Raw genomic sequence first — 21,784 nt, forward strand, 5'->3', positions numbered from 1 at the left:
AACAGCATTTTCGGAGGTTCCGGCAGCATTGAAGCAGACTTGTGCGGAGGTGTTGATTGAAAGCGGTCTGCTGGAGCTTGTACCGGTCAGCTTTGGCGGCACAGCGGAGGAATGAGGGACAAGCCGCCCGTAAGGGCGGCAATGTTTGAGAAGCAGCATACAGGGAGTGGACGCATATGGACGCCAAACAGGAACTGGTTGGCGCGCTCGTAGAAGCCGGGCTATCCTCGGAGCAAGCGCAGAAACTGGTGCAGCCCTATCAAATATCCTGTCGGAATGGATCCGGCTGGGGAGACCTGAAAAAGCAAATTTCGGCGTTCCTTGCGGCGAAGCGGATTGATGGATTATCGGCCAGGACGATTGAAAACTACCGGTACACATTGGGAGTTTTTGCGGGACAGGTAGACCGAGCGGTGACCAAGATCACAGTGGACGATCTGCGGGAGTACATCTCCTATCTGTCGGAGATACGCGGACTGCGGGACGGAAGTCTGTTGACCCACATCAATACCCTGCGCAGCTTCTTCAGCTGGCTGACAGTGGAAGGCGTCATCCGCAGAAATCCCATGCTCAAGATCAAGTCCCCCAGACTGGATCGCACCCGGTCGCGGCACGCGCTGTCCCAGGAGCAGCTGGAGCGGCTACGGGATGCCTGCAAAACCTACAAGGAGCGGGCATTGGTGGAGTTCTTGGCATCCAGTGGATGCCGCTTGAGCGAGGTGTCCGGAATCCGGATGGAGGATGTCAACTGGCGGGATCGGAGCGTAGTCGTACATGGCAAGGGCAACAAGAGCCGCAAGGTCTATTTCAGTGTCAGGGCCAAGCTGATGCTGGAAGAGTATATCGCCCGGCGCAAAGGCGGGGATGCGTTATTTGCGAGCATTAAGACGCCGTATCCGGCCATGCAGCCGCGGGCAATCCAACGCGCACTCGGATTGATCGGCGACCGGGTGGGATTGCATGTGCATCCGCATCTGCTGCGGCACACCTTTGCGACGTTGGCGCTTGCCGGAGGCATGGATATTACGGTGATCCAGCGACTTTTGGGCCATGAGGACACCAAGACAACCCTTATCTATGCAGAGCTGTCTCAACGGACAATCCAGTATGAATACGAACGGATTATAGCGTGAATTGGCCGAAAAAAATTTCCTAAAATATGTGCAATTCAGCTGCACATATTCGGGAATCGGGCGGATAAAGTGAAAGGACTTTTGCGAAAGGAGTGGTAAACATGGATACGTCGGTCATTTCGCGGGCCGAACACGATGAGTTTTGCCGGAGGCTTGAGGCAGAGCATAAGCGTTTGGCAGCCGAGGACAACCGGCAGAACCATCGGCTCGACACGCTGGAAGAAAAGGTGGAGCAGATCGGCGCGCTGGTCACGTCGGTGGAAAAGCTGGCTTTGAACATGGAGATCATGGCGAACGAGCTGAAGCAGCAGGGCGAACGGCTGGAAAGCCTGGAGGCGCGCGACGGGGAGAACTGGCGCAAGGCGGTCGGGCACATCGTCACCATTGTGATCGGGGCTGTGATCGGCTTTATCTGCACCAGAATTGGACTGTGAAGGAAAGGAGAGAACGACAGATGAATGTGCAGGAGTTTATGCGTATCGTGATCTATCTCTGCGCACTGATGCTTGGAGGCCTGGCCTTGTGGTATCGGGGCAATGCTAAGATCAGCGGACGGGTGGCCGCGCTGATCCGGCGGGCCGAAGAGTTGTACAGCGACCTAACCAATGCAGGAGGGATGAAATTCGAGTGGGTGGTCGGGCAGCTCTATGGGCTGATCCCACTTGCAGTGAGGCCGTTTGTGCCGCGCAGTCTGATCGAACAGATTGTACAGACCACCTTTGACGCGATTGAGGGATATGCCAAGATGCAGTTGGACAGGCTGACGGGCAGCAGTCAAGAGATGGGGCAGGGCAAGGACTGTGAGGTGTTAAGATGAGCCAGAGGTTGACGCTGCCGTTTAAGGACATGTGTATCACTGCGGGATATAAACATCCGCAATATCTCAAAGAGTGGGGCTGGCCCCATTATGGCGTGGACTGCTACGATCCCAATACCCATGATGTACTCGCTCTGGGAGATGGTGAGGTGATCGTTGCCGGGCAGGACGGCCCCACGCTGACTGGCAAATTGTCCCGGCTAGGCATGGTGACAGTGCTTGTCTACCGGGATGTGCTCTGCAATGATGGTAAAGTGAGGGACTTGACCGCCCGCACCTACCACCATGCAAGCGTCAAGATTAAGGCAGGGGACAAGGTGCGGCGCGGGCAGGTAATTGCTCAGTATGGCAATACCGGGGCCAACACCAGCGGCCCGCATCTGCATATTGAGCTGGACACCGACACCAAATACCCCACCCTCGCGCCCGGTGTATCGGTGACAGCCAGCAACCGGATTATCAATACCCAAGCCGAATATGCCAAGGCGGGCGGACTGTCCGACAGCACGATCAATCCGGCGAAGGTCTGGTTTGTCGGAGAGGCGCAGAGTATCGCCGACACATCAGGTGGTTGGTGCTCTCAGAGCGATCTGGCGGTGCCGAAGCTGCCTAAAGAGATGCCGGAACCGGATTATAAGGCCAGATATGATGAGTTGTGTGCAGAGATTATGGCGCTGGCTGCAAAGTGTAAAAACAGATAGGTTGATACCAAGCATGTATTAAGTTAGGAAGCAATCTCCTGTGGTAGGATCAGGCGATGCTATCACAGGAGACGCGCGTTAAAAACGGATGGCGCGCTGGACATATTCCGGTGCGCCCGCTTTTCTTTTTGAGGATATTTTTTTATGGATAGTTTTATTCCTTGGATTGGCGGTAAAAGCCAACTTCGTAAAGTTATTTTGGAACATTTCCCCCAAGATGAAATAGGTAGGTATGTAGAAGTGTTTGGCGGGGCAGGTTGGATTTTATTTTCCAAAGAGCGTCACGCGCCAATCGAGATTTTTAACGACATAGATGGCCACTTAATCAATCTTTACCGATGTGTTCAATATCATTGTGATGAATTACAGCGAGAGCTTAGAATGGGTGGTGAGCAAATCCTGATCAACTCAAGAGAGTTATTTTCCGATTTTTTAGGACAGCTTAACACCAGAGGGCTTACGGATATTCAACGGGCCGCTCGTTATTACTATCTTATACGGGCGAGCTATGGTGCAAATCGCGAGCATTTTAGTTGCAGTACAAAGAATCTAAATCTTTCCCTTGATAGGTTGCCAGAAATACAGAAGCGCCTTCAGCGAGTAGTCATTGAAAACAGAGATTTTGAAATGCTAATAAAGACTTATAATAGGCCAGATACTCTTTATTATTTGGATCCACCATACTTTAATGCTGAATGTTATGATGGGTTTTCCTCTGAAGATCATGAGCGTCTTTTCAGGTGCATCCAGACTATACGAGGACGGCTTATTCTTTCTTATAATAACGTTCCGAAAATCAGAGAACTGTACAAAGACTATAAGATAATCGAGGTTGAGCGATCCAATGTTCTTGCCCACAAGAAGGGATACAGCAGTGCATACAAAGAACTAATTATTAAAAACTACTCTTGAAAAAAGTGCAAAAGGGATAAACGAGAAAGAAAGCCCCTGGAGCGGACACATCTTCGAAAGAAGATTCCGCTTCAGGGGTTTTGCTTATTTATGAACTTTTTTAAGCGCATGAAAACACACTTTATTTCATTTGCTTGTTTCATCCTCCTCTCGGAAAGTAAGAAAGTATTCCATGGGTTCTTGGAATTCCTGACTGATTTTATAGAGGAGAGGGGCGGAAACGGAAGTATCTCCGTTTTTCAGGTTTCGTATATGTCGTGCGGAGATATTCAGGTGTTCCGCAAGCTGTTCCTGCTTCAGATTCGATTTCCGGATTGCGTGATCGAACTTTTTATGATCAAAAAATACTGTCTTTGCCATAATGAAAACCTCCTATTATATAGACTTGCAGCAGATAGAATCGTGTCTATCCGATTTCTATATTAAAAATATAGGAGATTGAATGTAATATAAAGGAAATCGACTTCCGATTATAGAATTTTGTCGTTTTTTATGCAAAATTTATATATGAATTAAACGATCAATGTTAATATGTAAATGATTTTAGACAATGTGTAAAAAAGGGCAGACTGTTCTACAGTCTGCCCTTTTTGCATAACCAAACTATCGTCTAATTATGCACCCAAACATTCCATCAACGAATATGAAGCAAGGTATGCTTGGATATAAAGCGTAATGGCGGAGATGAAGAAATTTGAATCTTTGAGCTAATTTCTCGGCCTGTTCCCTTTAGCAGGGAGAGAGCGGCACCGATGATGCATAAGTGCAATAGTTAGCCTTATTTATATTATCCAGTATGTTGGCGCATTCCTGTCAACTGGTTAAAAACGGTGCTTTTTCCGACGTTGGGGTTCCCTGCGAGCGCCACCACTCGCAGGTCCCCACCCCGCTCAATCGTCAGACTTCGGTCCATCGCTCCTTTTCCGGTGGACCTGGCTGTCAACCCCATCAAGATCCCTCCTGTTTATGCATATTGCACCATTATGTGATCCGAATCTTCCGAGCGCAGCGCGATCACCGCGCCACGGATGTAATAGGCCACCGGATCTCCGGCGGGGCTTTTTTGCAAACACTCTATTTTGGTACCTTGTATCAGCCCGATGTCCTGTAGCCTGCGCCGCATCTCACCGGTGGTCAGCAGTCTGACCACCCGCGCTGCGCGGCCTTCCGGCACCCGGCTCAGCGGAATCATCTTTTGTTCCATCTTCATTCTCCACCTATTTCAAGATTCAGGGATGTATTACCCCCTATTACCCTATTCCGCAGGTGGGGCGAATGCTACTCGGGATCACGGAGGGAATCTATATCCATTTAAAATTTCTTCTTGAGCTGGTCGCTGAACGCTTTCAGTTCCTTTTTCCGGTCTTCCGGAAGGCAGTTGAATTCGATGTTCTGGATCGCGCCTTCCAGTGTGTATAAATACACCAGACAAACTCGAGGGTACGCCTCTTTCAATTTTAAAAATGCCTGTTCGGAACCGGTTTCAATCAGCTTTTCAGGCGAATCAATGCCAATAGAGATTAGTTTTTTGGACATTTCCTTTCCAATGTTCATCATGGATGTTAATTTTGACATGGATTTCTCCTTTCTGGTGGGAGGAAGCGTTTATAGGGGGCAATACTCCATATGTTATCCTGGAAGGATGGAAGGAGAGGGGCCTTGCGTCAGCCGATCGGTACCGGGTTCTGGTTCTCCTGCTGGAGTTTGGGAAAACTCAGTCATGTGGTTCCAGAAGCGTTTTGGCATATGCCCCATCCGGCAGCGGGGATTCTCCCGTCCTTCGACTGCAGCGACCTCGTAATATTTGCGCCAGAGTGCGCGGAGCATCTGCTCTTCCGCTCCCATTGCCGGGACTTCCAGACGTTCCACCGGAAGAATCTGTGCCTGATATGGCCGGTAGAAGAGGGCCATATGGTTGGTTTTGTCGTGGATCAGGAAGATTTCTTCGGGATACCGGTCGGTAAAATGCTGCTGCATCAGAGGCAGGACGATACACTTGGGTTCGATTACCGCGACCAATCCCTCTCCACAATCGGAAAACCGGAGAAACTCGATGAGTTGCCCTGCTTCATTGCCCACCATCCGGACCGCCTTGAATAGTTGGCAGACAGTCGCATTGGTCAGCATCGAAGTTACCCGCGCGCCATACTGGTAAGCCAGCCGGATAAACTGATAGATCATCCATTCCCTGTCCTGCACACAGGAAAACCAGCCGCGTTTTACCCATTCCTGAATCTCACCCGAGAGCCGTCCGAGCGAACGCCAGACCCGCATGGCATGGGCTTCGACTGTCTCGACCGGCCAAGTCCGGTAAAAGGTCGGTTCACCCTCAGTCAGGATCGCCAGCGGCATCTCCCGCCGGGTGTAACTGTCAAACACGCAGCAGAGCAGGCCGCCAAGGCTTCCATCGTAGGTATATGCTGTTTCCACGGAAATACCTCCTTTCGGTTGTCCGTTTCGATCGAGCTGTCCCCAAGCCGGCCGGCCTGTTTGTTTCCCGGCGGGGGAGATTAGGCAGACGTTCCGCCCTGCGGCAACAGTAAAAAATTTGTGTACAACTTCAGATAGGGAAAGATAGGGGACCGGTTTTCAGAGCTGGCCGGTCAGGCTTTGCACCACATCCCGGCCGGTCGGTTGACGGTCGAAGAGCGAGAGCTGCTCCGGCGCTTCCTCCGGCAGACGCGCCAATTCATAATCCCGCTCAGAAATCAGGGCACGCAGGACACCATCCGGTGTGACCCGTAGCCCGTCGATCATCCTGCCCTTGCAGAGCAGGAAATACTGCGCCCGCTTGAGCACCACCCCAATCCGTTTCAGCCCGTCAAAATCGAGCAGAGTGGTGCGGCGTGCCGCCAGAATCCGCTGGGCACTTTTGACGCCGATCCCCGGAACCCGCAGCAGCATTTCATACGGTGCACTGTTTACCTCGACCGGGAACTGTTCCATATGGTTGATCGCCCAGTTGCATTTTGGATCAACCAGCGGGTTAAAGCTCTGATGCTGTTGGTCGAGCAGCTCGGATGCTTCGAATCCATAAAAGCGCAGCAGCCAGTCAGCTTGATAGAGCCTGTGCTCCCGCAAAAGCGGCGGTTTGGTGTCGAGCGCGGGAAGCAGGCGGTGTTCCAGCACCGGCATATATGCTGAGAAAAAGACCCGCTTCAGGTTGTACTTTTTATAAAGCGCCTGCGTGAGGTTCAGGATCTGGTAGTCGGTATCGGGGGTTGCTCCAATAATCATCTGGGTGCTCTGGCCCGCTGGCGCAAACTTCGGTGCATGCCGATAGCGTACCAGATCGGTAGAATTTTCCGCAATCCGGCTCTGAATCAGCCCCATCGGGCGCAGGATAGAGGTTCGGCTCTTGTCCGGCGCGAGCAGATTCAGACTCTGTTGGCTGGGAAGCTCGATATTGACACTCATCCGGTCGGCAAGCATCCCCATCCGCTGGAGCAGGGCGTTGTCCGCTCCTGGAATTGCTTTTGCGTGGATATATCCATTGAACCGATATTCTCCCCGTAGAAGCTCGAGCACACGGATCATCTGCTCGCAGGTGTAGTCCGGATTTTTCAGGATGCCCGACGAGAGAAACAGACCTTCGATATAGTTTCTGCGGTAGAACTGGATCGTCAGTTCTGCCAGCTCCCGTGGCGTAAATGCTGTGCGGGGGGTATCGTTCGAGCGGCGGTTGACACAGTATTTGCAGTCATAGATGCAGTAGTTGGTCATCAGCACCTTGAGCAGCGCAATGCATCTCCCATCGGCAGCAAAGCTGTGGCAGATTCCACGTGCGACACAGGAGCCGATCCCACCTTTGACACCGGCCCGATCGACACCGCTGGAGGTGCAGGCAACATCGTATTTTGCCGAGGCGGAAAGTATCTCGAGTTTTTCCATTACGTCCACATTCAACCCTCCAAGAAAGAACATTAGTTCTTTCTTTAGGATACCACTTTACGGAAGACTTGTCAACTGTCCAGAATTTTGAAAATCTATCTTATCTTCTCCGCGGGATGTATTGATTCTGCCGAATACCTGCGTTAAAATAAAACTATCAGTCTGAGCTGTGGGGGGATTGGATATGGGCTATTTTCTGGCTGATCTGGCGGATGTCGTTATAGGGCTGCTTCTGGACCCATGGCTCGATACCTGGTTTCATAAAATGGCGGCCAGATTTCATAACCGCAGAAGCAGGAGAGCGTGAATCCCCACAGAGAGGATATACAGGTTTTCTGCCGTCCTGTACGGGACACAAAAAATGGGACTCGTTTCTGTGCTTGTCATTTTTAAAAAACTACATTATAATAGTAAAACAGTCGAATTTTATGATTGGGGAGTTTTTTGTATGAGAACAATCATCTGGTTTCTCTATTTCTGGCTTTCTCTTATCCTATTGGTTCCAAGCATGCTGCGTGCCCAGTTTCTCACATCGCGTCAAAAGTGGGAAAAGCGCGACCGTATGGTCAATAGCCGGGTGCGCTGGTGGATGGGTTCTCTGCTCCGGCTCGCAGGGGTGGAGGTAACGGTGAGCGGGCTGGAGAATATTCCGAATTGTCCGGCTGTTTTTGTCAGTAACCATCAGGGGAACTTCGATATTCCGATCCTTCTGTGTAACCTTGACCGGGTACATGGGATCGTAGCCAAGATAGAGTTGCAGAAAATCCCGTTTATCCGCATCTGGATGCGGTATTTCAACTGTGTATTCATCGACCGGAACAACCCCCGGCGCTCGATGACTGCACTCAATCAGGCGATCAGGAATATTCAGGAAGGCGGTTCCATGATTATCTTCCCGGAAGGCACCCGCAGCCGCAACGATGAAGTAGGCGAATTCAAGGCAGGCGGATTTAAGATCGCGCAGAAAACTGGTGCACCGATCGTGCCGGTTTGCATCGGCGGATCGTACAAGGCGATGGAGGCAAACCATATGTGGATCAAGCCTGCGGCGGTGCGATTGCATATCCTTCCCCCGATCGAAACATCCGGACTTTCCAGAGAAGAATTCAAGGTGATCGGTGATAAGGTGCGTCGATTGATTATCGAGGAAAAAGGATGAGATTTTTGAGGGAGAATATGAAAGTTGAAAGATGCATAAAAGAATCTTTTATTGTGATAGGGAAAGAAGGTTCAACTTTAGACGGAGAAGGTTTTATTCAAAGATTATGGATTGATGCAAATTCTCATTTTGGAGAAGTTCAGCATCTAGCTAAAAAGGATGAAAATGGAAATATCTGTGGCATATGGGGGGTTATGTCTGATTTTTCTCATTCATTCGATCCATGGGAAGATTTCAGAAAAGGTCTTTACCTTGCCGGAGTAGAATGCCGAGATGATGCGGAAGCTCCTGATGGTTGGAAAAAATGGATTATTCCTGGCTGTGAATATATTTATGCAGAATGTGAAGATAGCGATACCTTTTCAAAGACAATAAAATACCTGGAGGAGAATTCCATTCCATTGGTGGGGGCAGTCCACGATTTTACCTGTCCACAGACGGGGAAAAATTATATGCTTTTCCCAATTAGAAAGTTGTAAATAAACTCCAGATTATAGGGAGATTTCGCCCAAAAGATGCCCCTCTTTTTTTAACAAATGCTCTCTTGGAATGACCGCCCAGAAAGAGAGAAGGCGTTTTCTTTCCGAAGAGGACGTGTGCAGAAACTGAAAAAGGCAGCAAAAAAGGATTGACGCAATCGCGCCAATCCTTTTTTGATCTCTATGATCGTATCACCGGAAAAGTGAAAAATCGACCTGCCCATCTGCGGCGTAAGCTTTCCCGCAGATTCCGAACACCTGATTCACCCGTTCTGCGGACAGGACTTCCAGCGGTTTCCCACTGGCGGCGACCAGCCCATCCGCAAGCAGGACCAGATGATCGCAGTAATGCGCAGCCAGCCGCAGATCGTGGAGTACGATGAGGACCGTTTTTCCTCTGGATTTCAGGTAGTCCAGCAGAAAAAGCTGATGCCGGATATCCAGATGGTTGGTGGGTTCGTCGAGGAGCAGGGTGTCCGCTCCCTGCGCGACGGCCCGGGCGATAAAGACCAGTTTCCGTTCCCCGCCTGACAGCGAAAGGATGCTCCGATTGCATAGATGGGAGATTTGCAGTTGTTCCAGCGCCTGCCCGATGACCGCTCTGGCAGACAGGGAACGGTCGTTGCGGGCATACATCGCCATCCCAACTACATCGGATACCGAAAAATCAAACGGACAGCCTGTATCCTGTCCGACATAGCCGATCAGGGCGGCCCGTTCACGCGGGCTGTACTGGGAGAGATCGGAACCGTCTGCCAGCACTTGTCCGGTATTTGGGATGCAGATACCAAATGTCGTTTTAACCAGCGTAGATTTTCCGCATCCGTTCGGGCCGATGATACCAGTCATCCGCCCACTTTCTGCGATTAGAGACACCCCCTTGAGAATCTCTCGGCCACTGAGACGCACCCGGATTTGGTCATATTCCAGCTTCATCCGCTGTACCTCCCTCTGCGGATCATCAGATACAGAAAAAATGGTGCACCGATAAATGCGGTGATGATACCGAGCGGCAGTTCCGCTGCGCCGAACGCGCTTCTTGCAAGAGCGTCCGCCCAGACCAGATAAATCCCTCCAAGCAGCGCACTCAGCGGGATCACGACACGGCAGTCGCTTGTACCGGAAAGCAGCCGGACCGCATGCGGTGCGACCAGGCCGACAAACCCGATCACGCCGGTGACCGAAACAAGGGAGGCAACCAGCACCGCGCAGACAAGGAACATCGATGCGCGAAACGACTTGACCCGCAGCCCCATCGCAGCGGCATCTTCATCCCCCATCATCAGCATGTTGAACCGAGTTCCACAGTGGGTAAACACCGCGATGCCGGCTGTCGTCCCGACCGCGGGAAACAGGAGGGTTTTCCACTGGGCTGCCGCAAGGCTTCCCATCTGCCAGTTGTAGACCGCTGCGATGCTTTCCGGGCTCTTTGCCAGGAAGATCAGAAAGCTGGTGACCGCACCCATCACCGCATTGACCGCAGTTCCGGAGAGCAGGAGGGTCATCGGCTGCAACCGTCCGCCGCCTGCGGTCTTGGCGATAAAATAGACCGCACAGGCTGCAGCGGCTGCCCCTGCAAATGCGGCTAAGGTGGTCTGGTACTGCCCGCCAAAGGCCGGGAGCGGCATCAACAGTGCCCATGCCGCCCCGGCGGATGCGCCGGAGGAGATACCCAGAATATAAGGGTCGGCGATCGGGTTAAGCACCAGAGACTGCATCGCTGCTCCGCAGGCCGCAAGCCCGGCGCCACAGAAGAGGCCAAACAGCACCCGCGGAAGCCGGATATTCCAGACAATCTGGAAATGCGGCATCTCCCAACGTCCGGATGCCAGTTCCCTGCCACCCAAAAACAGCTGGTCTTTCAGGATCCCAAATACCTCAGGAACAGGGATTTGTGCCGAGCCGACCCGGATCGTCCCGACCACCGACCCGCCCAGCACGAGAAGCAGAAACAGGAAAAGGAGCAGCCCCCGCAGACTCCGTCTCCTCAGCGCTCCGGTTACGCGAAGCATTCCGGATAGAAGTATTCCGCGAAGGTGCGGCAGGCGCTCGCTGCGCGCACATCCTGCATCACCGCCACGAGCGGAACGGTCAGATACGCCTGATTTTTGACCGCGGTCACCTCCCGCAGGGCAGGATTGTTGTTGAGAAAATCGAGCTTCTCCTGAATCGTCTGCGAGCCATAGTCATTCAGAATAATGATATCCGGGTTGACCTCCACCAGAGTCTCCACACTGGTATTGAACCACCTGGAATCCGCCATTCCACGGGTGGTGTTGATCCCGCCGGCCAGCTCGATCAGATTGCTTTGCAGTCCGCTGGAAGTGGTATAGATTTCATTGCCATTGAAGGTATCCAGCACGAACGCCTTGACGCGCTCTGTTTCAGGGACTTCCTTCACGGCCTCCTGCACTTCCGCGATCTGCTTCTGAATGCTGGCAATCAACTCAGCGGCGCGGTCCTCCACCTTGAAGATTTTTCCTAGATTTTCAATGTCCTCATAGACATTCTCGATCGTTTCATCCGGGACCAGCGTGCCTGAGATGGTCAGACAATGAATCCCTTTGGACTCGAACTGCTCGTAGCTTCCCCAGCCAGTTTCCTTGAATGCGCTGACTTGACCGATCACCAGATCCGTCCCGAGCGCAACCGCGTTTTCATGCGAACGCTCAACCTCCGGAATGCCTTCAAATTTAGGCTTCAGTTCATCAAGCGGCATTTCGGCGGGGTTGGTTGGAACATTTTTTCCTGCGATGTACGATTCCAGTCCCAGCATCACCATGTTTTCGGCCGCGTACAGGTGGCAGCAGAGCACCTTTTCGGGCATCTTGGTGAAGGTGATGGTTTGATCCCCGTTCTGAATGGTGACCGGCTCATAAGCTTCCTCATCCGCCAAAGTGGAGGAAGCTGGCGCTGACTCGGATGATGGCGCCGATTCCGCAGATGGGGTAGGCCCGGATTTGGCGGCCTGTGTTCCGCAGCCCGCCAGCAGGGTGAGACTGAGCGCCACGGCGATCAGTCTGGAAAAATGGATGGTTCTCATGTGTTGTCCTCCTTCGATTGTTTTGTTGCGGCAGACAATAAAAAAAAGACAAATCTTTCGATCTGTCCGTGTACGCCAAAAGAACGCTGTTTGGACACAGCGTTTTGACCACGCGGCTTTCCCACCGAAAGCGTTGTTTCCCACATGACAGCAGGTCTCCTGGCTCGGATTCATCCTCAGTTCTGGTCTTCCCGGTCTCCCAGTGACATCTTCAGAACCTCGTCCTCCATACAGTAGCGGGGGCTGCTCTGATTCCATCGTCAAAAGCGCATTTGGCGGGCTGACGATATAGATTCCCTGTCAGGCCTTGCGGCACTGCCATGCGTATAGGATTTGTCGGCTGCCGCTGTGCAGGAATATCTGCACCTGGGCATCTGCACTGGGAGAGTCTCCCCATGCAATTTTATAATCGAAATACATCAAAAGGATCAAAGTGTTCTTTTGATGCCTGCGGCCTTTTGGCCGCAGGGAGCCGCCAAAGGCGGTTCTATTTCGTATTATATAGTGAATAAGCATGCATACAGCATGCTTGCGGGTATTTACCCGCTGCTTGAAAACAGAATTGTTTTCAAGTGTATTATACAAGGATAGGAGCGGAGTTGTCAATGGCGCATTTTCCGGTCATCTTGACAGGGAACTGCGAAATATGCTAAAATTATCCAAAGCAGAAACGGGACGTCCCGTTTCTGTCTCTCATACGAGAGACAGAAACGGGACGTCCCGTTTCTGTCTCTCATACGAGAGACAGAAACACGATTGATCTGCCGGGCTTCCCTCATTACGATAGAAAATAAGGAGCGTTTAAAAATGGTATCAAAAAAGCAGATTCTCGAAGAGCTGGAGCGTGTTAACAGCAGGGTGGGACAGCTCGAGCAGACCTGCCAGATGCAGGCGGAGCGGTGTGATGAGAAGATCGGGAAGCTGGAGGAGCAGGACGCACAGCTTGGGCAAAAATACGGCGAAGAAATCTGCAAATTGGAAGAGCGGCTTGGACAGAAGTGCAGGGAAGAAACCAGCAGATTGGAGGAACAGGCTGACCAGAAATACGGTGGGGGAATCGACAAACTGGAAGCGGCTGTTTTTCAGCTGGAAGCCTCCATTGCTGCCATCAGACAGGAGATCTCCAGAGGGGAAATGGATCAAGACAGCAAAAAGGCCGCCATGCTCTATGCCTATCGGTACCTGCTTGACCGGGAGCCGGAAAGGCCGGAAATCGTAGAGGGAAACCAGCTTGGCTGGAAAGAGCTGCGGGCCAATTTCATGAATTCTCCGGAGTATAAGTCCTTACAGTCGTACGATATGGTACAGCAGTATGAAGGGCCGTATTTCAGCCTGAACGTAGAAGGGATCACCTATTTTTATGAAAGACAGGATAAGGTCATCCCGCACTATATGATGGGAAGTGGACGAAACTGGTCGGGAGACGACATCGACAATTTTATCGGCCTTGCGGACCGCGTATATTATCAGGGTAAAGCACCTCAGTCTGGCATTTTCCTGGATATAGGTGGAAATATTGGGACAACCTCCATCTACTGTAAGATGAAGCTGAAAAAGGCGTTCCGGTTCATTGCGTTTGAGCCTTACAGCATCTGTGCAAAGCTGCTGCGGTGCAATGCGGGGATCAATGGAATCGGTCCGGAATTTCAGGTGGAACAGATCGCGTTGTCGGACCAGGTGAGAGAAAAAGCGGCGCTCCGCGTCAACAGTATGGAAAATCAGGGAGGAAACAGCCTGATAACGGGCAGCAAGGATGATACGGATGAGATTGTCGCAACCACCACGCTTGACCAGTATTTAAAAGAGCACAATATTGCGCAGAGCGAGATCAAATATATCTGGATTGATGTAGAAGGGCACGAATATGAAGTATTGAAGGGGAGCCGTTCGCTCTATCAAAGCCACAAAATTCCCACCTGTATCGAATTCAATCAGGATCGTTATCATGCCTCTGGAAATTATGAAGAGATGATCGCCATGCTGGAGGAGTATTTTGATTCTTTTGCGATCAGCGCACAGGTTACGGAAGGGAACGAAACCTTCCGCCCGATTTCTGAAGTGAAGCTGCTGTGGGAAGAGCTAAACCACGAGCCATGCGATCTGATCCTTCTGTAAAAGGCTATACCTGCTGAAATGAAAAGAGCACTTTTCTGTCAAGAAAAAAGTGCTCTTTTTCTGCATTTGGTGCGCTGATGCGTATTTTGTATGTTTCCGGTAAAATTTGCCCACACTAGTTCCAGAAAAAACGAATGGACGGATAGGGCAATGGACAAACAACGCTTACAAAAAATTGAAAAAAAGGCGCAAGACGCATATCAGCGCGCGCTCCAGAAATCCGACGGCATCCGCCAGCTGCGTTATATCCTGAAGGACGCGCTGCTGTTGCTGCGCAAGACTTATCATGCGCTGGAACAGCAGCCGCAGGACGGCTGGAAAAGATGGGTATATGACCATTTTTACGCATTCGAGGGACATGCCCTCCATACGATCGAGGAGATGCAGAGTCTGCGCGGACGTGGAATCCCGCTTTACCGAATCACGTTTCTGCTTTACGAAGTATTTTCGGATGGACAGGAACCGCTTGGTCAGGAGGCGGTGGAACAGGCGCTCCGAACCGCCAATGCGACTGCTGAACTGGAGGAATGCCAGCTCAGTTTTGTTTATACGGCATTGAAAGGGATCCTGATCTTGATTGCGGCGGATGCATGCAGAGACGACTGTTCTGAGGAGAGGCGGGAACCGCTGCTTACCTATGCGGCAGCGGGACTGGATGCGGTCTATGAGATCGACTTTGACAAAGTCAGCCGGCATTGCAGCCCGGTGGAATCAATATTGGAGCAGGATCCATCATGCGTTTACCCGCGGATGGAGCGGGAATCCCGGGCGCATTACCGACAGATTGTGGCGCGGATTGCACAGCGCTCGGGGATCGCAGAAAGTCAGGTGGCACGCGATGTGCTGCATTGCGCCCAGCAGGCGGATGCGGAGCGGGAACGGCATGTGGGATTTTACCTGCTTAACCGCGATCCACAGGAAATCCATGCCCACCGGATGGGCGGCATCCTGCTTGCAGCAGTCTGGCTGATCCCGCTGGCGCTCTGTGTCCTGCTGGGAGTTTACAGCCTGCCTGCTGCACTGGCGGCCTATCTGCCGCTGGTGGAGACGGTGCGTCTTTTGCTGACTGCTGCCGCATTGTACAGAACGCGGCCTGCCCATCTGCCGCGCATCCGTCTGGATAATCACGCCCCCAAAACGGTGGTTACGGTCTCCATGGTACTGCCGGATGCTTCGGAATCTGAAACCCTGCTTGCACAGTTTGAGCGGCTTTCTTTTTCCAACCGCGCGGATAACCTGTTTTTCTGTCTGCTTGCCGATCTGCGGGAGGAGAAACGTCCCTGGCATCCACAGGATGAGGCGAATATTGCTGCTGCGAAAAAGGTCTTTGTGCATCTCAACAGCCGGTATGGGGGACGGTTCGTGCTCTTCATCCGCCGGCGCACCTACAACAAGACCCAGGACACCTATTCAGGCTGGGAACGTAAGCGCGGCGCAATCATCGAATTTGTGCGGTTTTTGCAGGGCGGACAGGTGGAACCGGTCTGCTTTGTTGGGAATCGGGAGCAGCTTACCGAGATGAAATATCTCATCACACTGGATGCGGACACCGGGCTTTCGTTTGACGCGGCAAACCGGCTGATTTCAGTTGCGGAGCACCCGCTCAATCGCCCGGTCATCGACAAACGGCAGATCGTCACCCAGGGGTTCGGCATCCTTGTCCCGCGGATCGGGGTGGATTTGGAGTCCGCGAAGGCCACTGTCTTTTCCCGGATCATGGCGGGTGCGGGCGGCATCGCGACCTATGAACAGGCGTGCAGCGACTTCTACCAGGACCTGTTCGGAAGCGCGATCTTTTCGGGAAAGGGATTGATCGACATTCAGACGTTCCATGAGGTGGTTGGACGGCGGTTCCCCGAGGGGGCAGTGCTCAGTCACGATATTCTGGAGGGAGCCTATCTGCGGGTGGGGTTGGTTTCCGATCTGGAGATGACCGACAGCGCACCGCGCAACGCTGCCTCCTGGCTCGCCCGGCTGCACCGTTGGGTGCGCGGGGACTGGCAGAACCTGCGTTTTCTGGGCAGGCAGTTCACTTTGCATGGAGTCAGACGCCCCCATCCGATCAGTACATTGGCCCGCTACCAGCTTTTTGACAACCTGCGCCGGTCGCTCAACCCGGTCTTTGCGGTTTTATGCGTGGTTCTGTCCTGCTTCACGGCGCCGCAGATTTCCGGCATCCTATGCGCGGCGGCATTCCTTTCGATCGCGTTGGGGCCGTTGTTGGGGTGTGTTCGCGCTCTGCTGGGCGGATGGGGCGCAGCAGCTTCCCGCCGGTATTTTGGACACGGATTGCCGCTCGCAATCGAACTTGCGGCGCAGGGTGGGCTTCTGGTTTCCCTATGTGCGGAACAGGCGGCGGTCTCGCTTGATGCAGCGGTGCGCACTCTCGGCCGTCTGCGCACCGGAAAGCACCTGCTCGAGTGGACCACCGCTGCCCAAAGCGAGGTCAGGCGGATCAGCTTTCTGGCGATGCTGCGCCGCAGTTGGGGTACAGCGGCGCTGGGCGGATTGCTCGTCCTGTTTGCACCGGCGGGCCGCTGGTGGATACGCCTGTTCGGGCTTTTCTTTCTGCTTTATCCGGCCCTAGCGGCGGTAACTGCCCGGAAATGCCCGGATCGTAGCCCCGCTCTTTCGGACGAAGAGCGTCGGGAACTGCTGGGCTGGTGTGCGCAGATGTTCCGCTATTACGAGGACTACGCCAACGCGGAAAACCATTACCTGCCGCCCGATAACGTGCAGTTCTCGCCTGTGGAGCGTGTGGCGCGCCGTACCTCCCCGACCAATATCGGGATGCTGCTGCTTTCCAACCTTGCGGCGCGGGATCTGCACCTGATCGACAGCGCAGGGCTTGCGCTGCGGCTTTCGCGCACCTTTGAAACGATCGGGCAGCTTGAAACCTGCCATGGGAACCTCTATAACTGGTATGCGACCGATGATCTGCGGGTGCTCCCTGACCGGTTTGTCTCGGCGGTGGACAGCGGGAACTACCTCTGTGCTCTGGTGACACTCAAGGAGGGTCTTTATGAATATGTACCCTGTGAACCCCGGCTGCAAGAGATCATCGACCAGATTGAGACCATCCTGAAAACCACAGATCTTTCGGTCTTTTACAACCCCAACCGGGAGCTGTTTTCCATCGGGCTGGATCAGAATGGGAACCGGGTTGGCTCCCACTATGATTTCCTGATGAGCGAAGCACGCACGATGAGCTATTATGCGATTGCGTCCCGGCAGGTGCCGCACCGGCACTGGCGCGCGCTCAACCGGTCGATGAGCCGGGAGGGGGCATACGCCGGCCCGATCTCCTGGACCGGCACCCTGTTTGAATATCTCATGCCGCATCTGCTCCTGCCGGTCAGTCAGGGTTCGCTGCTGGGGGAAGCGGTACACTACGCCCTTTGGTGCCAGAAGATGCGTGCAAAATGTGCCGGCCTGCCCTGGGGGATCAGCGAGAGCGGCTATTTCGCGTTCGACAGCCAGCTCAACTACCAGTACAAGGCACACGGGGTACAGGCGCTCGCCGCCAAACAGGGGATGGATCGGGAATGTGTCGTCTCCCCCTACTCCAGCTTTCTGGCTCTGCCGTTTGACCCGCACAGCGGGATGGAGAACCTCCGCCGGCTGGAACAGCTTGGGCTGGTCGGGCAGTATGGGTTTTATGAGGCGGCGGATTTCACCGAGGAACGATGCGGCGGGGAATACCGGATCGTACGGTCGTTTATGGCGCACCATGTCGGGATGAGCCTTGCCGCAGCGGTGAACGCGCTTTTCCAGAACCGGATGCAGAAGCGGTTTCTGCGGGACCACGCGATGGGTTCTGCACAGGAATTCCTACAGGAAAAAGTAGCAAAAGATGTGGTGGTGTATGGCAGAATGAGAAAACAGGAACCAACTCCAAGGGAGGGATCAAAGCGGGAACCGCTCTCCCTCCAGCCGGTGGGGAATCCGGACCAGCCGGTCTGCGGGATGCTCACCGGGAGCGGATTGAGCCATTTTTTTGCGGACACGGGAACCAACTGGCTTTCCTGCGGGGATCAGGAGGTCACCCGCCGGTCCCGCGGCCTGCTGCGGGATAGCCAGGGCATTCTGGCGGTGGTGCGGCTCTGCGGGGAGACGATCAGCGCGGTTGCCGCTCCCTTCTTTCAGGAAGGGGTGGAGCACCGGTTCGGGTGCGCGGGCGGACAGGCGGCCTATCAGGCGCGCAAAGGGAATCTGGGGGTTTCCCAGACATTTGTAATCGACCGGTCGCTCCCGGTAGAGGGATGCACCGTAACGGTTCAGAATGGCACCGGGATTCAGGCGGTTGCCGACCTGCTGTTCTATCTCGAACCAGTGCTTTCGACCGAAAGTGCGTATGCCGCTCATCCCGCCTTTTCCAAGCTGTTTGTCTGCGGCGGGCGGGAACAGGCGGCGGATACGGTGGTCTTTTCCCGCCGGAACCGGGACGGTTCGGACGGGCTGTTCCTGACCCTCGGGTTCGACCGGCGGTACAGCTACGCCTACGCCCTGCGCCGGGAGGATGTGACCCCCTATCCGGACGGGCTGCAAAACCTGCTTCGGTTCGACACGCTTCCGTTTGACGGGGGGACTGCCACCCCGGACGGCTGCTGCGCGCTCCGGCTGTCCACACTGGTTCCGGCGGAGGGAGAGGCCCAGGTCACCCTGCTGCTCTCTGTGGCGGCAACGCTGGAGGAAAGCGTAGGAAACCTGATTTCGGTGCGGGAACGTGGGGTACAGCCTGCGCAGCCGGTTCTGCCGGAGGATTCCCTCGCCGGACGGATGGCGCGGACCTTTTTGCCCGCGCTTCTGTTTGGGACTGGGATTCCCGAACCAATCCGGCAGGCGCGTGCGGAAAGCCGGCGCGGGCAGGATGCGCTCTGGTCGCTGGGAATTTCAGGGGACCGTCCAATCCTGCTCTACGACTGGCGTACCAGGCCGGAACCGGATTCCCTCGGGGCCTGCCTGCGCTGTTGGGACCAGCTCCGGTTCGCAGGTCTGGAATTTGATCTCTGTCTGTTGGGCGCACCGACGTTCGAACTGCCGGAGGGGGTGCGTGCGCTTGACCCGGACACGCTCGATCCACAGTCCCTCACGGCGCTCTATGCGGCGTCCTGCGGGATTTTTGGGGTCGAAGGGGCTACCGAAGGGGGGCAGGCGGTTTTTCCCGTCGAGATGCTGCATCTCCTGCCTGCGGAGATTCCAGGGGGAGAGGACCGGTTCGACCTCGTGGGGGGCGCCTATCTGGACGGATGGTTTTATGTCGATCGGGTGACCCCGCTCCCGTTCACCCACATCCTTGCAAACCGCACCTTCGGGTGCCTGCTCAATGACGCGAGCCTCGGATGCACCTGGTGGAGAAATGCCCACGAATGCAGGCTCTCGTCCTGGAGCAACGACATTGCTTCGGGTCTGGACGGGGAACGGCTGCTCCTGCAAACCACCGAAGGGATTTATGACCTCTGCAAGGGGGCGCGGGCCGCATTTTCCCCGGAAGAGGCGCGCTATATGGGCAGAGCGGGCGGAATTGCCTGTACGGCAGCGGTCGCGCTCTGCGGGGAACAGAGCGCGAAGCAGGTCAGCCTGCGGCTGGAAAACACCAGGATGGTGGAAACCGAGGTGGTCTGCACCTATCTGCTCGAACCGGTACTGGGGGTGAGCCGTCTGACAGCGAAACACCTCCAGATGGAGCAGGATGAAAACTGCCTGCTCCTACACAATCCCTACACCATGTCCGGCTGTTTTGCGGCGATACACGTCCCGGGGGAGCATCCGAGTTACACGTCAAGCCGCGCGGCCCTGCTTTCTGGGGACTGGTCCGCTCGGGAGCTTATCACGGGCAGCGATCCGGTCATAGGAGTCATGGTGCGCAAACGCCTGCCGCCCCATCAGGCGCAGCAGATCACCTTTGTTCTCGCGGCGGCGGCAAGCCGGGAGGACGCAATCCGCGCGGCAAAGACCGCCTGTCCGGGCGCGGGGCATCCGTTTGAAAGACGCACCATCCGGATTTCCACCCCGAGCGAGCCGCTCGACCGGCTGGTCAACACCTTCCTGCCACATCAGATTCTGGCGGGGCGGCTGTTCGGCAGAAGCGCATTTTATCAGAGTTCGGGGGCGTACGGGTTCCGCGACCAGCTTCAGGATGCGGGCGCCTGTCTTGCGATTGCACCGGACGAAACCCGGCGTCAGATTCTGCGGTGCTGCACCGCGCAGTTTGTACAGGGGGATGTGCTTCACTGGTGGCATCCGCTCCCGCCCGGACGGATGCGCGGGGTGCGCACCCGTTTTTCCGACGACCTGCTCTGGCTGCCCTATACGGTATGTGACTACCTCGAAGCGACCGGGGACAGCACACTGCTGCATCATCCAGTCAGTTTCTGCGCGGGGGAGCCGCTTGAGGAGTCCGAACAGGAGCGGTATTTTGAAACCGGCTACACCAAAGAGAAGGCAAGCGTCTACGACCACTGCCTCCGGGCGATCGACCGGGCGTCCCGCATCGGGGACAGGGGAATCCCCCTGATCGGCTGCGGCGACTGGAACGACGGATTTTCCAATGTCGGGGTAGAAGGACGCGGGCAAAGTGTCTGGCTGGGGATGTTCCTTTCGGTCCTGCTCGAACGGTTTGCGCCGGTCTGCGAGCAGCAGGGAGACCCTGTCCGGGCGGAGGGGTTCCGGCGGGATGCGGAACAGCTCCGCAAGCAGATCGACCGAAACTGCTGGGACGGAAGGTGGTACCTGCGGGCATTCTATGACAACGGGATGCCGATGGGGAGCCGCCGGAACGATGAATGTCAGATCGACCTGCTGCCGCAGAGTTTTGCGGTGCTCGCAGAAATGCCCGACTGCACCCGGACCGACGCCGCACTGGACAGCGCGATCCGCCGCCTTGTGGATGGGAAACACCGCTTGGTGCGGCTGTTCACCCCGCCATTCGACCGCTCGGAGCAGCAACCCGGATATGTCGGGGCCTATCCGGCCGGAATCCGGGAAAATGGCGGTCAGTACACCCATGCGGCGGTCTGGTTTGCGATGGCACTGCTGCGCGCGGGGCGGCGTCAGGAGGGATGGGACCTGCTTGATCTGCTGAATCCATCCTCCAGATGCACCGATGGGACCCTTGCCCGCCAGTTCAAGACCGAGCCCTACTGGATGCCTGCCGACATCTACACCCATAGCGGGGTCTGTGGACACGGAGGTTGGAGCCTTTATACCGGAGCGGCGGGCTGGTACTACCGCGCGGTGCTTGAAGAGCTGCTGGGCCTGCGGTTCCGGGACGGGAGGCTCACCCTTTCACCCAGCCTGCCTCCCGAATGGAACCGGTTTTCCGCGTCCATCCGGGAGGGGGACGCTGTCCTCTTGGTCGAGGTGGTGCGCACCGGGAACCGTTCGCTCACGGTGGACGGACAGCCGGCTGAACAAATCCCTGCGGACGGTGGCTCCCATACGATTTTGTTAACGATTTAAAAACAGGGTGAAAAAGTTGGTACAATCGCGGGAATCTGTGCTATAATAAGGTCTACCGGGCCAGCCGCTTCAT

18 protein-coding genes, 1 pseudogene and 1 riboswitch are annotated in these 21,784 nt (G+C 54.8%); of the genes and pseudogenes, 10 read left to right on the forward strand and 9 right to left on the reverse strand.

What is annotated here, in order from left to right; translation table 11 throughout:
* Positions 1-176 precede the first annotated feature (176 nt).
* From D5269_RS07045 to D5269_RS07065, 5 genes are all read left to right on the forward strand, one after another.
* Positions 177-1,133 (forward strand): tyrosine-type recombinase/integrase, encoded by a 957-nt coding sequence (locus D5269_RS07045; RefSeq protein ID WP_166545152.1) that lies wholly within the window; start codon positions 177-179, stop codon positions 1,131-1,133.
* A 101-nt stretch (positions 1,134-1,234) separates the two neighbouring features.
* Positions 1,235-1,567, forward strand: coding sequence for a hypothetical protein (locus D5269_RS07050; RefSeq protein WP_120483710.1), 333 nt, complete (start codon positions 1,235-1,237; stop codon positions 1,565-1,567).
* Positions 1,568-1,587: 20 nt separating this feature from the next.
* Positions 1,588-1,950: a hypothetical protein gene (locus D5269_RS07055; protein ID WP_120483711.1), complete on the forward strand. Its 363-nt coding sequence runs from the start codon at positions 1,588-1,590 to the stop codon at positions 1,948-1,950.
* Complete coding sequence (locus D5269_RS07060; protein WP_120483712.1) at positions 1,947-2,651, forward strand: M23 family metallopeptidase; 705 nt, start codon at positions 1,947-1,949, stop codon at positions 2,649-2,651. The genes D5269_RS07055 and D5269_RS07060 overlap by 4 nt, the downstream gene beginning before the upstream one ends.
* Positions 2,652-2,795: 144 nt before the next feature.
* The gene (locus D5269_RS07065; protein ID WP_120483713.1) at positions 2,796-3,563 is read left to right on the forward strand and encodes a DNA adenine methylase; all 768 of its coding nucleotides are present in this window, start codon (positions 2,796-2,798) and stop codon (positions 3,561-3,563) included.
* Between the two features lie 126 nt (positions 3,564-3,689).
* Here D5269_RS07065 and D5269_RS07070 read toward each other — a convergent pair whose 3' ends face one another.
* From D5269_RS07070 to D5269_RS07095, 6 genes and pseudogenes are all read right to left on the reverse strand, one after another.
* Positions 3,690-3,923, reverse strand: coding sequence for a helix-turn-helix transcriptional regulator (locus tag D5269_RS07070; RefSeq protein ID WP_120483714.1), 234 nt, complete (start codon positions 3,921-3,923; stop codon positions 3,690-3,692).
* 430 nt (positions 3,924-4,353) lie between these two features.
* Positions 4,354-4,512: pseudogene (locus D5269_RS07075) on the reverse strand (FeoB small GTPase domain-containing protein); the annotation flags it as partial.
* A 15-nt stretch (positions 4,513-4,527) separates the two neighbouring features.
* Positions 4,528-4,767: a FeoA family protein gene (locus D5269_RS07080; RefSeq protein WP_120483716.1), complete on the reverse strand. Its 240-nt coding sequence runs from the start codon at positions 4,765-4,767 to the stop codon at positions 4,528-4,530.
* Between the two features lie 107 nt (positions 4,768-4,874).
* Positions 4,875-5,138, reverse strand: a complete 264-nt coding sequence (locus tag D5269_RS07085) for a TfoX/Sxy family DNA transformation protein (RefSeq protein ID WP_016315217.1) — start codon at positions 5,136-5,138, stop codon at positions 4,875-4,877.
* Between the two features lie 54 nt (positions 5,139-5,192).
* Entirely contained in the window at positions 5,193-5,993 is an 801-nt protein-coding gene (locus D5269_RS07090; RefSeq protein WP_243126619.1) for a TIGR03915 family putative DNA repair protein, read from the reverse strand.
* Positions 5,994-6,152: 159 nt separating this feature from the next.
* Positions 6,153-7,463 (reverse strand): putative DNA modification/repair radical SAM protein, encoded by a 1,311-nt coding sequence (locus D5269_RS07095; protein WP_016315219.1) that lies wholly within the window; start codon positions 7,461-7,463, stop codon positions 6,153-6,155.
* Between the two features lie 175 nt (positions 7,464-7,638).
* Between D5269_RS07095 and D5269_RS18880 the strand changes: the two genes are divergently transcribed.
* The 3 genes from D5269_RS18880 to D5269_RS07105 all read left to right on the forward strand — a co-directional run bounded on the left by D5269_RS18880 (position 7,639) and on the right by D5269_RS07105 (position 9,092).
* The gene (locus tag D5269_RS18880) at positions 7,639-7,761 is read left to right on the forward strand and encodes a hypothetical protein (RefSeq protein WP_256374349.1); all 123 of its coding nucleotides are present in this window, start codon (positions 7,639-7,641) and stop codon (positions 7,759-7,761) included.
* A 141-nt stretch (positions 7,762-7,902) separates the two neighbouring features.
* Positions 7,903-8,613 (forward strand): lysophospholipid acyltransferase family protein, encoded by a 711-nt coding sequence (locus D5269_RS07100; RefSeq protein ID WP_120483718.1) that lies wholly within the window; start codon positions 7,903-7,905, stop codon positions 8,611-8,613.
* 17 nt (positions 8,614-8,630) lie between these two features.
* Complete coding sequence (locus D5269_RS07105; protein WP_120483769.1) at positions 8,631-9,092, forward strand: GyrI-like domain-containing protein; 462 nt, start codon at positions 8,631-8,633, stop codon at positions 9,090-9,092.
* Positions 9,093-9,284: 192 nt separating this feature from the next.
* Here the strand turns inward: D5269_RS07105 and D5269_RS07110 are convergent, their stop codons facing one another.
* Genes D5269_RS07110 through D5269_RS07120 form a run of 3 tightly spaced genes read right to left on the reverse strand, consistent with a single transcriptional unit; the run spans position 9,285 to position 12,135 of the window.
* Complete coding sequence (locus tag D5269_RS07110; RefSeq protein ID WP_120483719.1) at positions 9,285-10,028, reverse strand: ABC transporter ATP-binding protein; 744 nt, start codon at positions 10,026-10,028, stop codon at positions 9,285-9,287.
* Positions 10,025-11,104, reverse strand: a complete 1,080-nt coding sequence (locus tag D5269_RS07115) for an iron ABC transporter permease (RefSeq protein ID WP_120483720.1) — start codon at positions 11,102-11,104, stop codon at positions 10,025-10,027. The genes D5269_RS07110 and D5269_RS07115 overlap by 4 nt, the downstream gene beginning before the upstream one ends.
* Positions 11,092-12,135 (reverse strand): ABC transporter substrate-binding protein, encoded by a 1,044-nt coding sequence (locus D5269_RS07120; protein ID WP_120483721.1) that lies wholly within the window; start codon positions 12,133-12,135, stop codon positions 11,092-11,094. Before D5269_RS07120 ends, D5269_RS07115 begins: the two co-directional genes overlap by 13 nt.
* Positions 12,136-12,266: 131 nt before the next feature.
* A riboswitch (cobalamin riboswitch) is annotated at positions 12,267-12,470 on the reverse strand.
* A gap of 472 nt (positions 12,471-12,942) precedes the next feature.
* Between D5269_RS07120 and D5269_RS07125 the strand changes: the two genes are divergently transcribed.
* Both D5269_RS07125 and D5269_RS07130 read left to right on the forward strand, forming a co-directional pair.
* On the forward strand, positions 12,943-14,250 hold the full coding sequence (locus D5269_RS07125) for an FkbM family methyltransferase (protein ID WP_120483722.1): 1,308 nt from the start codon (positions 12,943-12,945) through the stop codon (positions 14,248-14,250).
* 150 nt (positions 14,251-14,400) lie between these two features.
* Positions 14,401-21,711 (forward strand): glucoamylase family protein, encoded by a 7,311-nt coding sequence (locus tag D5269_RS07130; RefSeq protein ID WP_158604850.1) that lies wholly within the window; start codon positions 14,401-14,403, stop codon positions 21,709-21,711.
* Positions 21,712-21,784: the final 73 nt, after the last annotated feature.

The sequence above is a fragment of the Anaerotruncus sp. 1XD42-93 genome (assembly GCF_009917605.1).
Taxonomy (GTDB): Bacteria; Bacillota; Clostridia; order Oscillospirales; family Ruminococcaceae; genus Anaerotruncus.

What these genes read in the sequence shown, in the direction of transcription:
- D5269_RS07045 (WP_166545152.1), top strand. Translation starts at nt 177, where the DNA reads ATGGACGCCAAACAGGAACTGGTTGGCGCGCTCGTAGAAGCCGGGCTA.
- D5269_RS07050 (WP_120483710.1), top strand. Translation starts at nt 1,235, where the DNA reads ATGGATACGTCGGTCATTTCGCGGGCCGAACACGATGAGTTTTGCCGG.
- D5269_RS07055 (WP_120483711.1), top strand. Translation starts at nt 1,588, where the DNA reads ATGAATGTGCAGGAGTTTATGCGTATCGTGATCTATCTCTGCGCACTG.
- D5269_RS07060 (WP_120483712.1), top strand. Translation starts at nt 1,947, where the DNA reads ATGAGCCAGAGGTTGACGCTGCCGTTTAAGGACATGTGTATCACTGCG.
- D5269_RS07065 (WP_120483713.1), top strand. Translation starts at nt 2,796, where the DNA reads ATGGATAGTTTTATTCCTTGGATTGGCGGTAAAAGCCAACTTCGTAAA.
- D5269_RS07070 (WP_120483714.1), bottom strand. Translation starts at nt 3,923, where the DNA reads ATGGCAAAGACAGTATTTTTTGATCATAAAAAGTTCGATCACGCAATC.
- D5269_RS07080 (WP_120483716.1), bottom strand. Translation starts at nt 4,767, where the DNA reads ATGGAACAAAAGATGATTCCGCTGAGCCGGGTGCCGGAAGGCCGCGCA.
- D5269_RS07085 (WP_016315217.1), bottom strand. Translation starts at nt 5,138, where the DNA reads ATGTCAAAATTAACATCCATGATGAACATTGGAAAGGAAATGTCCAAA.
- D5269_RS18880 (WP_256374349.1), top strand. Translation starts at nt 7,639, where the DNA reads ATGGGCTATTTTCTGGCTGATCTGGCGGATGTCGTTATAGGGCTGCTT.
- D5269_RS07100 (WP_120483718.1), top strand. Translation starts at nt 7,903, where the DNA reads ATGAGAACAATCATCTGGTTTCTCTATTTCTGGCTTTCTCTTATCCTA.
- D5269_RS07105 (WP_120483769.1), top strand. Translation starts at nt 8,631, where the DNA reads ATGAAAGTTGAAAGATGCATAAAAGAATCTTTTATTGTGATAGGGAAA.
- D5269_RS07110 (WP_120483719.1), bottom strand. Translation starts at nt 10,028, where the DNA reads ATGAAGCTGGAATATGACCAAATCCGGGTGCGTCTCAGTGGCCGAGAG.
- D5269_RS07115 (WP_120483720.1), bottom strand. Translation starts at nt 11,104, where the DNA reads ATGCTTCGCGTAACCGGAGCGCTGAGGAGACGGAGTCTGCGGGGGCTG.
- D5269_RS07120 (WP_120483721.1), bottom strand. Translation starts at nt 12,135, where the DNA reads ATGAGAACCATCCATTTTTCCAGACTGATCGCCGTGGCGCTCAGTCTC.
- D5269_RS07125 (WP_120483722.1), top strand. Translation starts at nt 12,943, where the DNA reads ATGGTATCAAAAAAGCAGATTCTCGAAGAGCTGGAGCGTGTTAACAGC.
- D5269_RS07130 (WP_158604850.1), top strand. Translation starts at nt 14,401, where the DNA reads ATGGACAAACAACGCTTACAAAAAATTGAAAAAAAGGCGCAAGACGCA.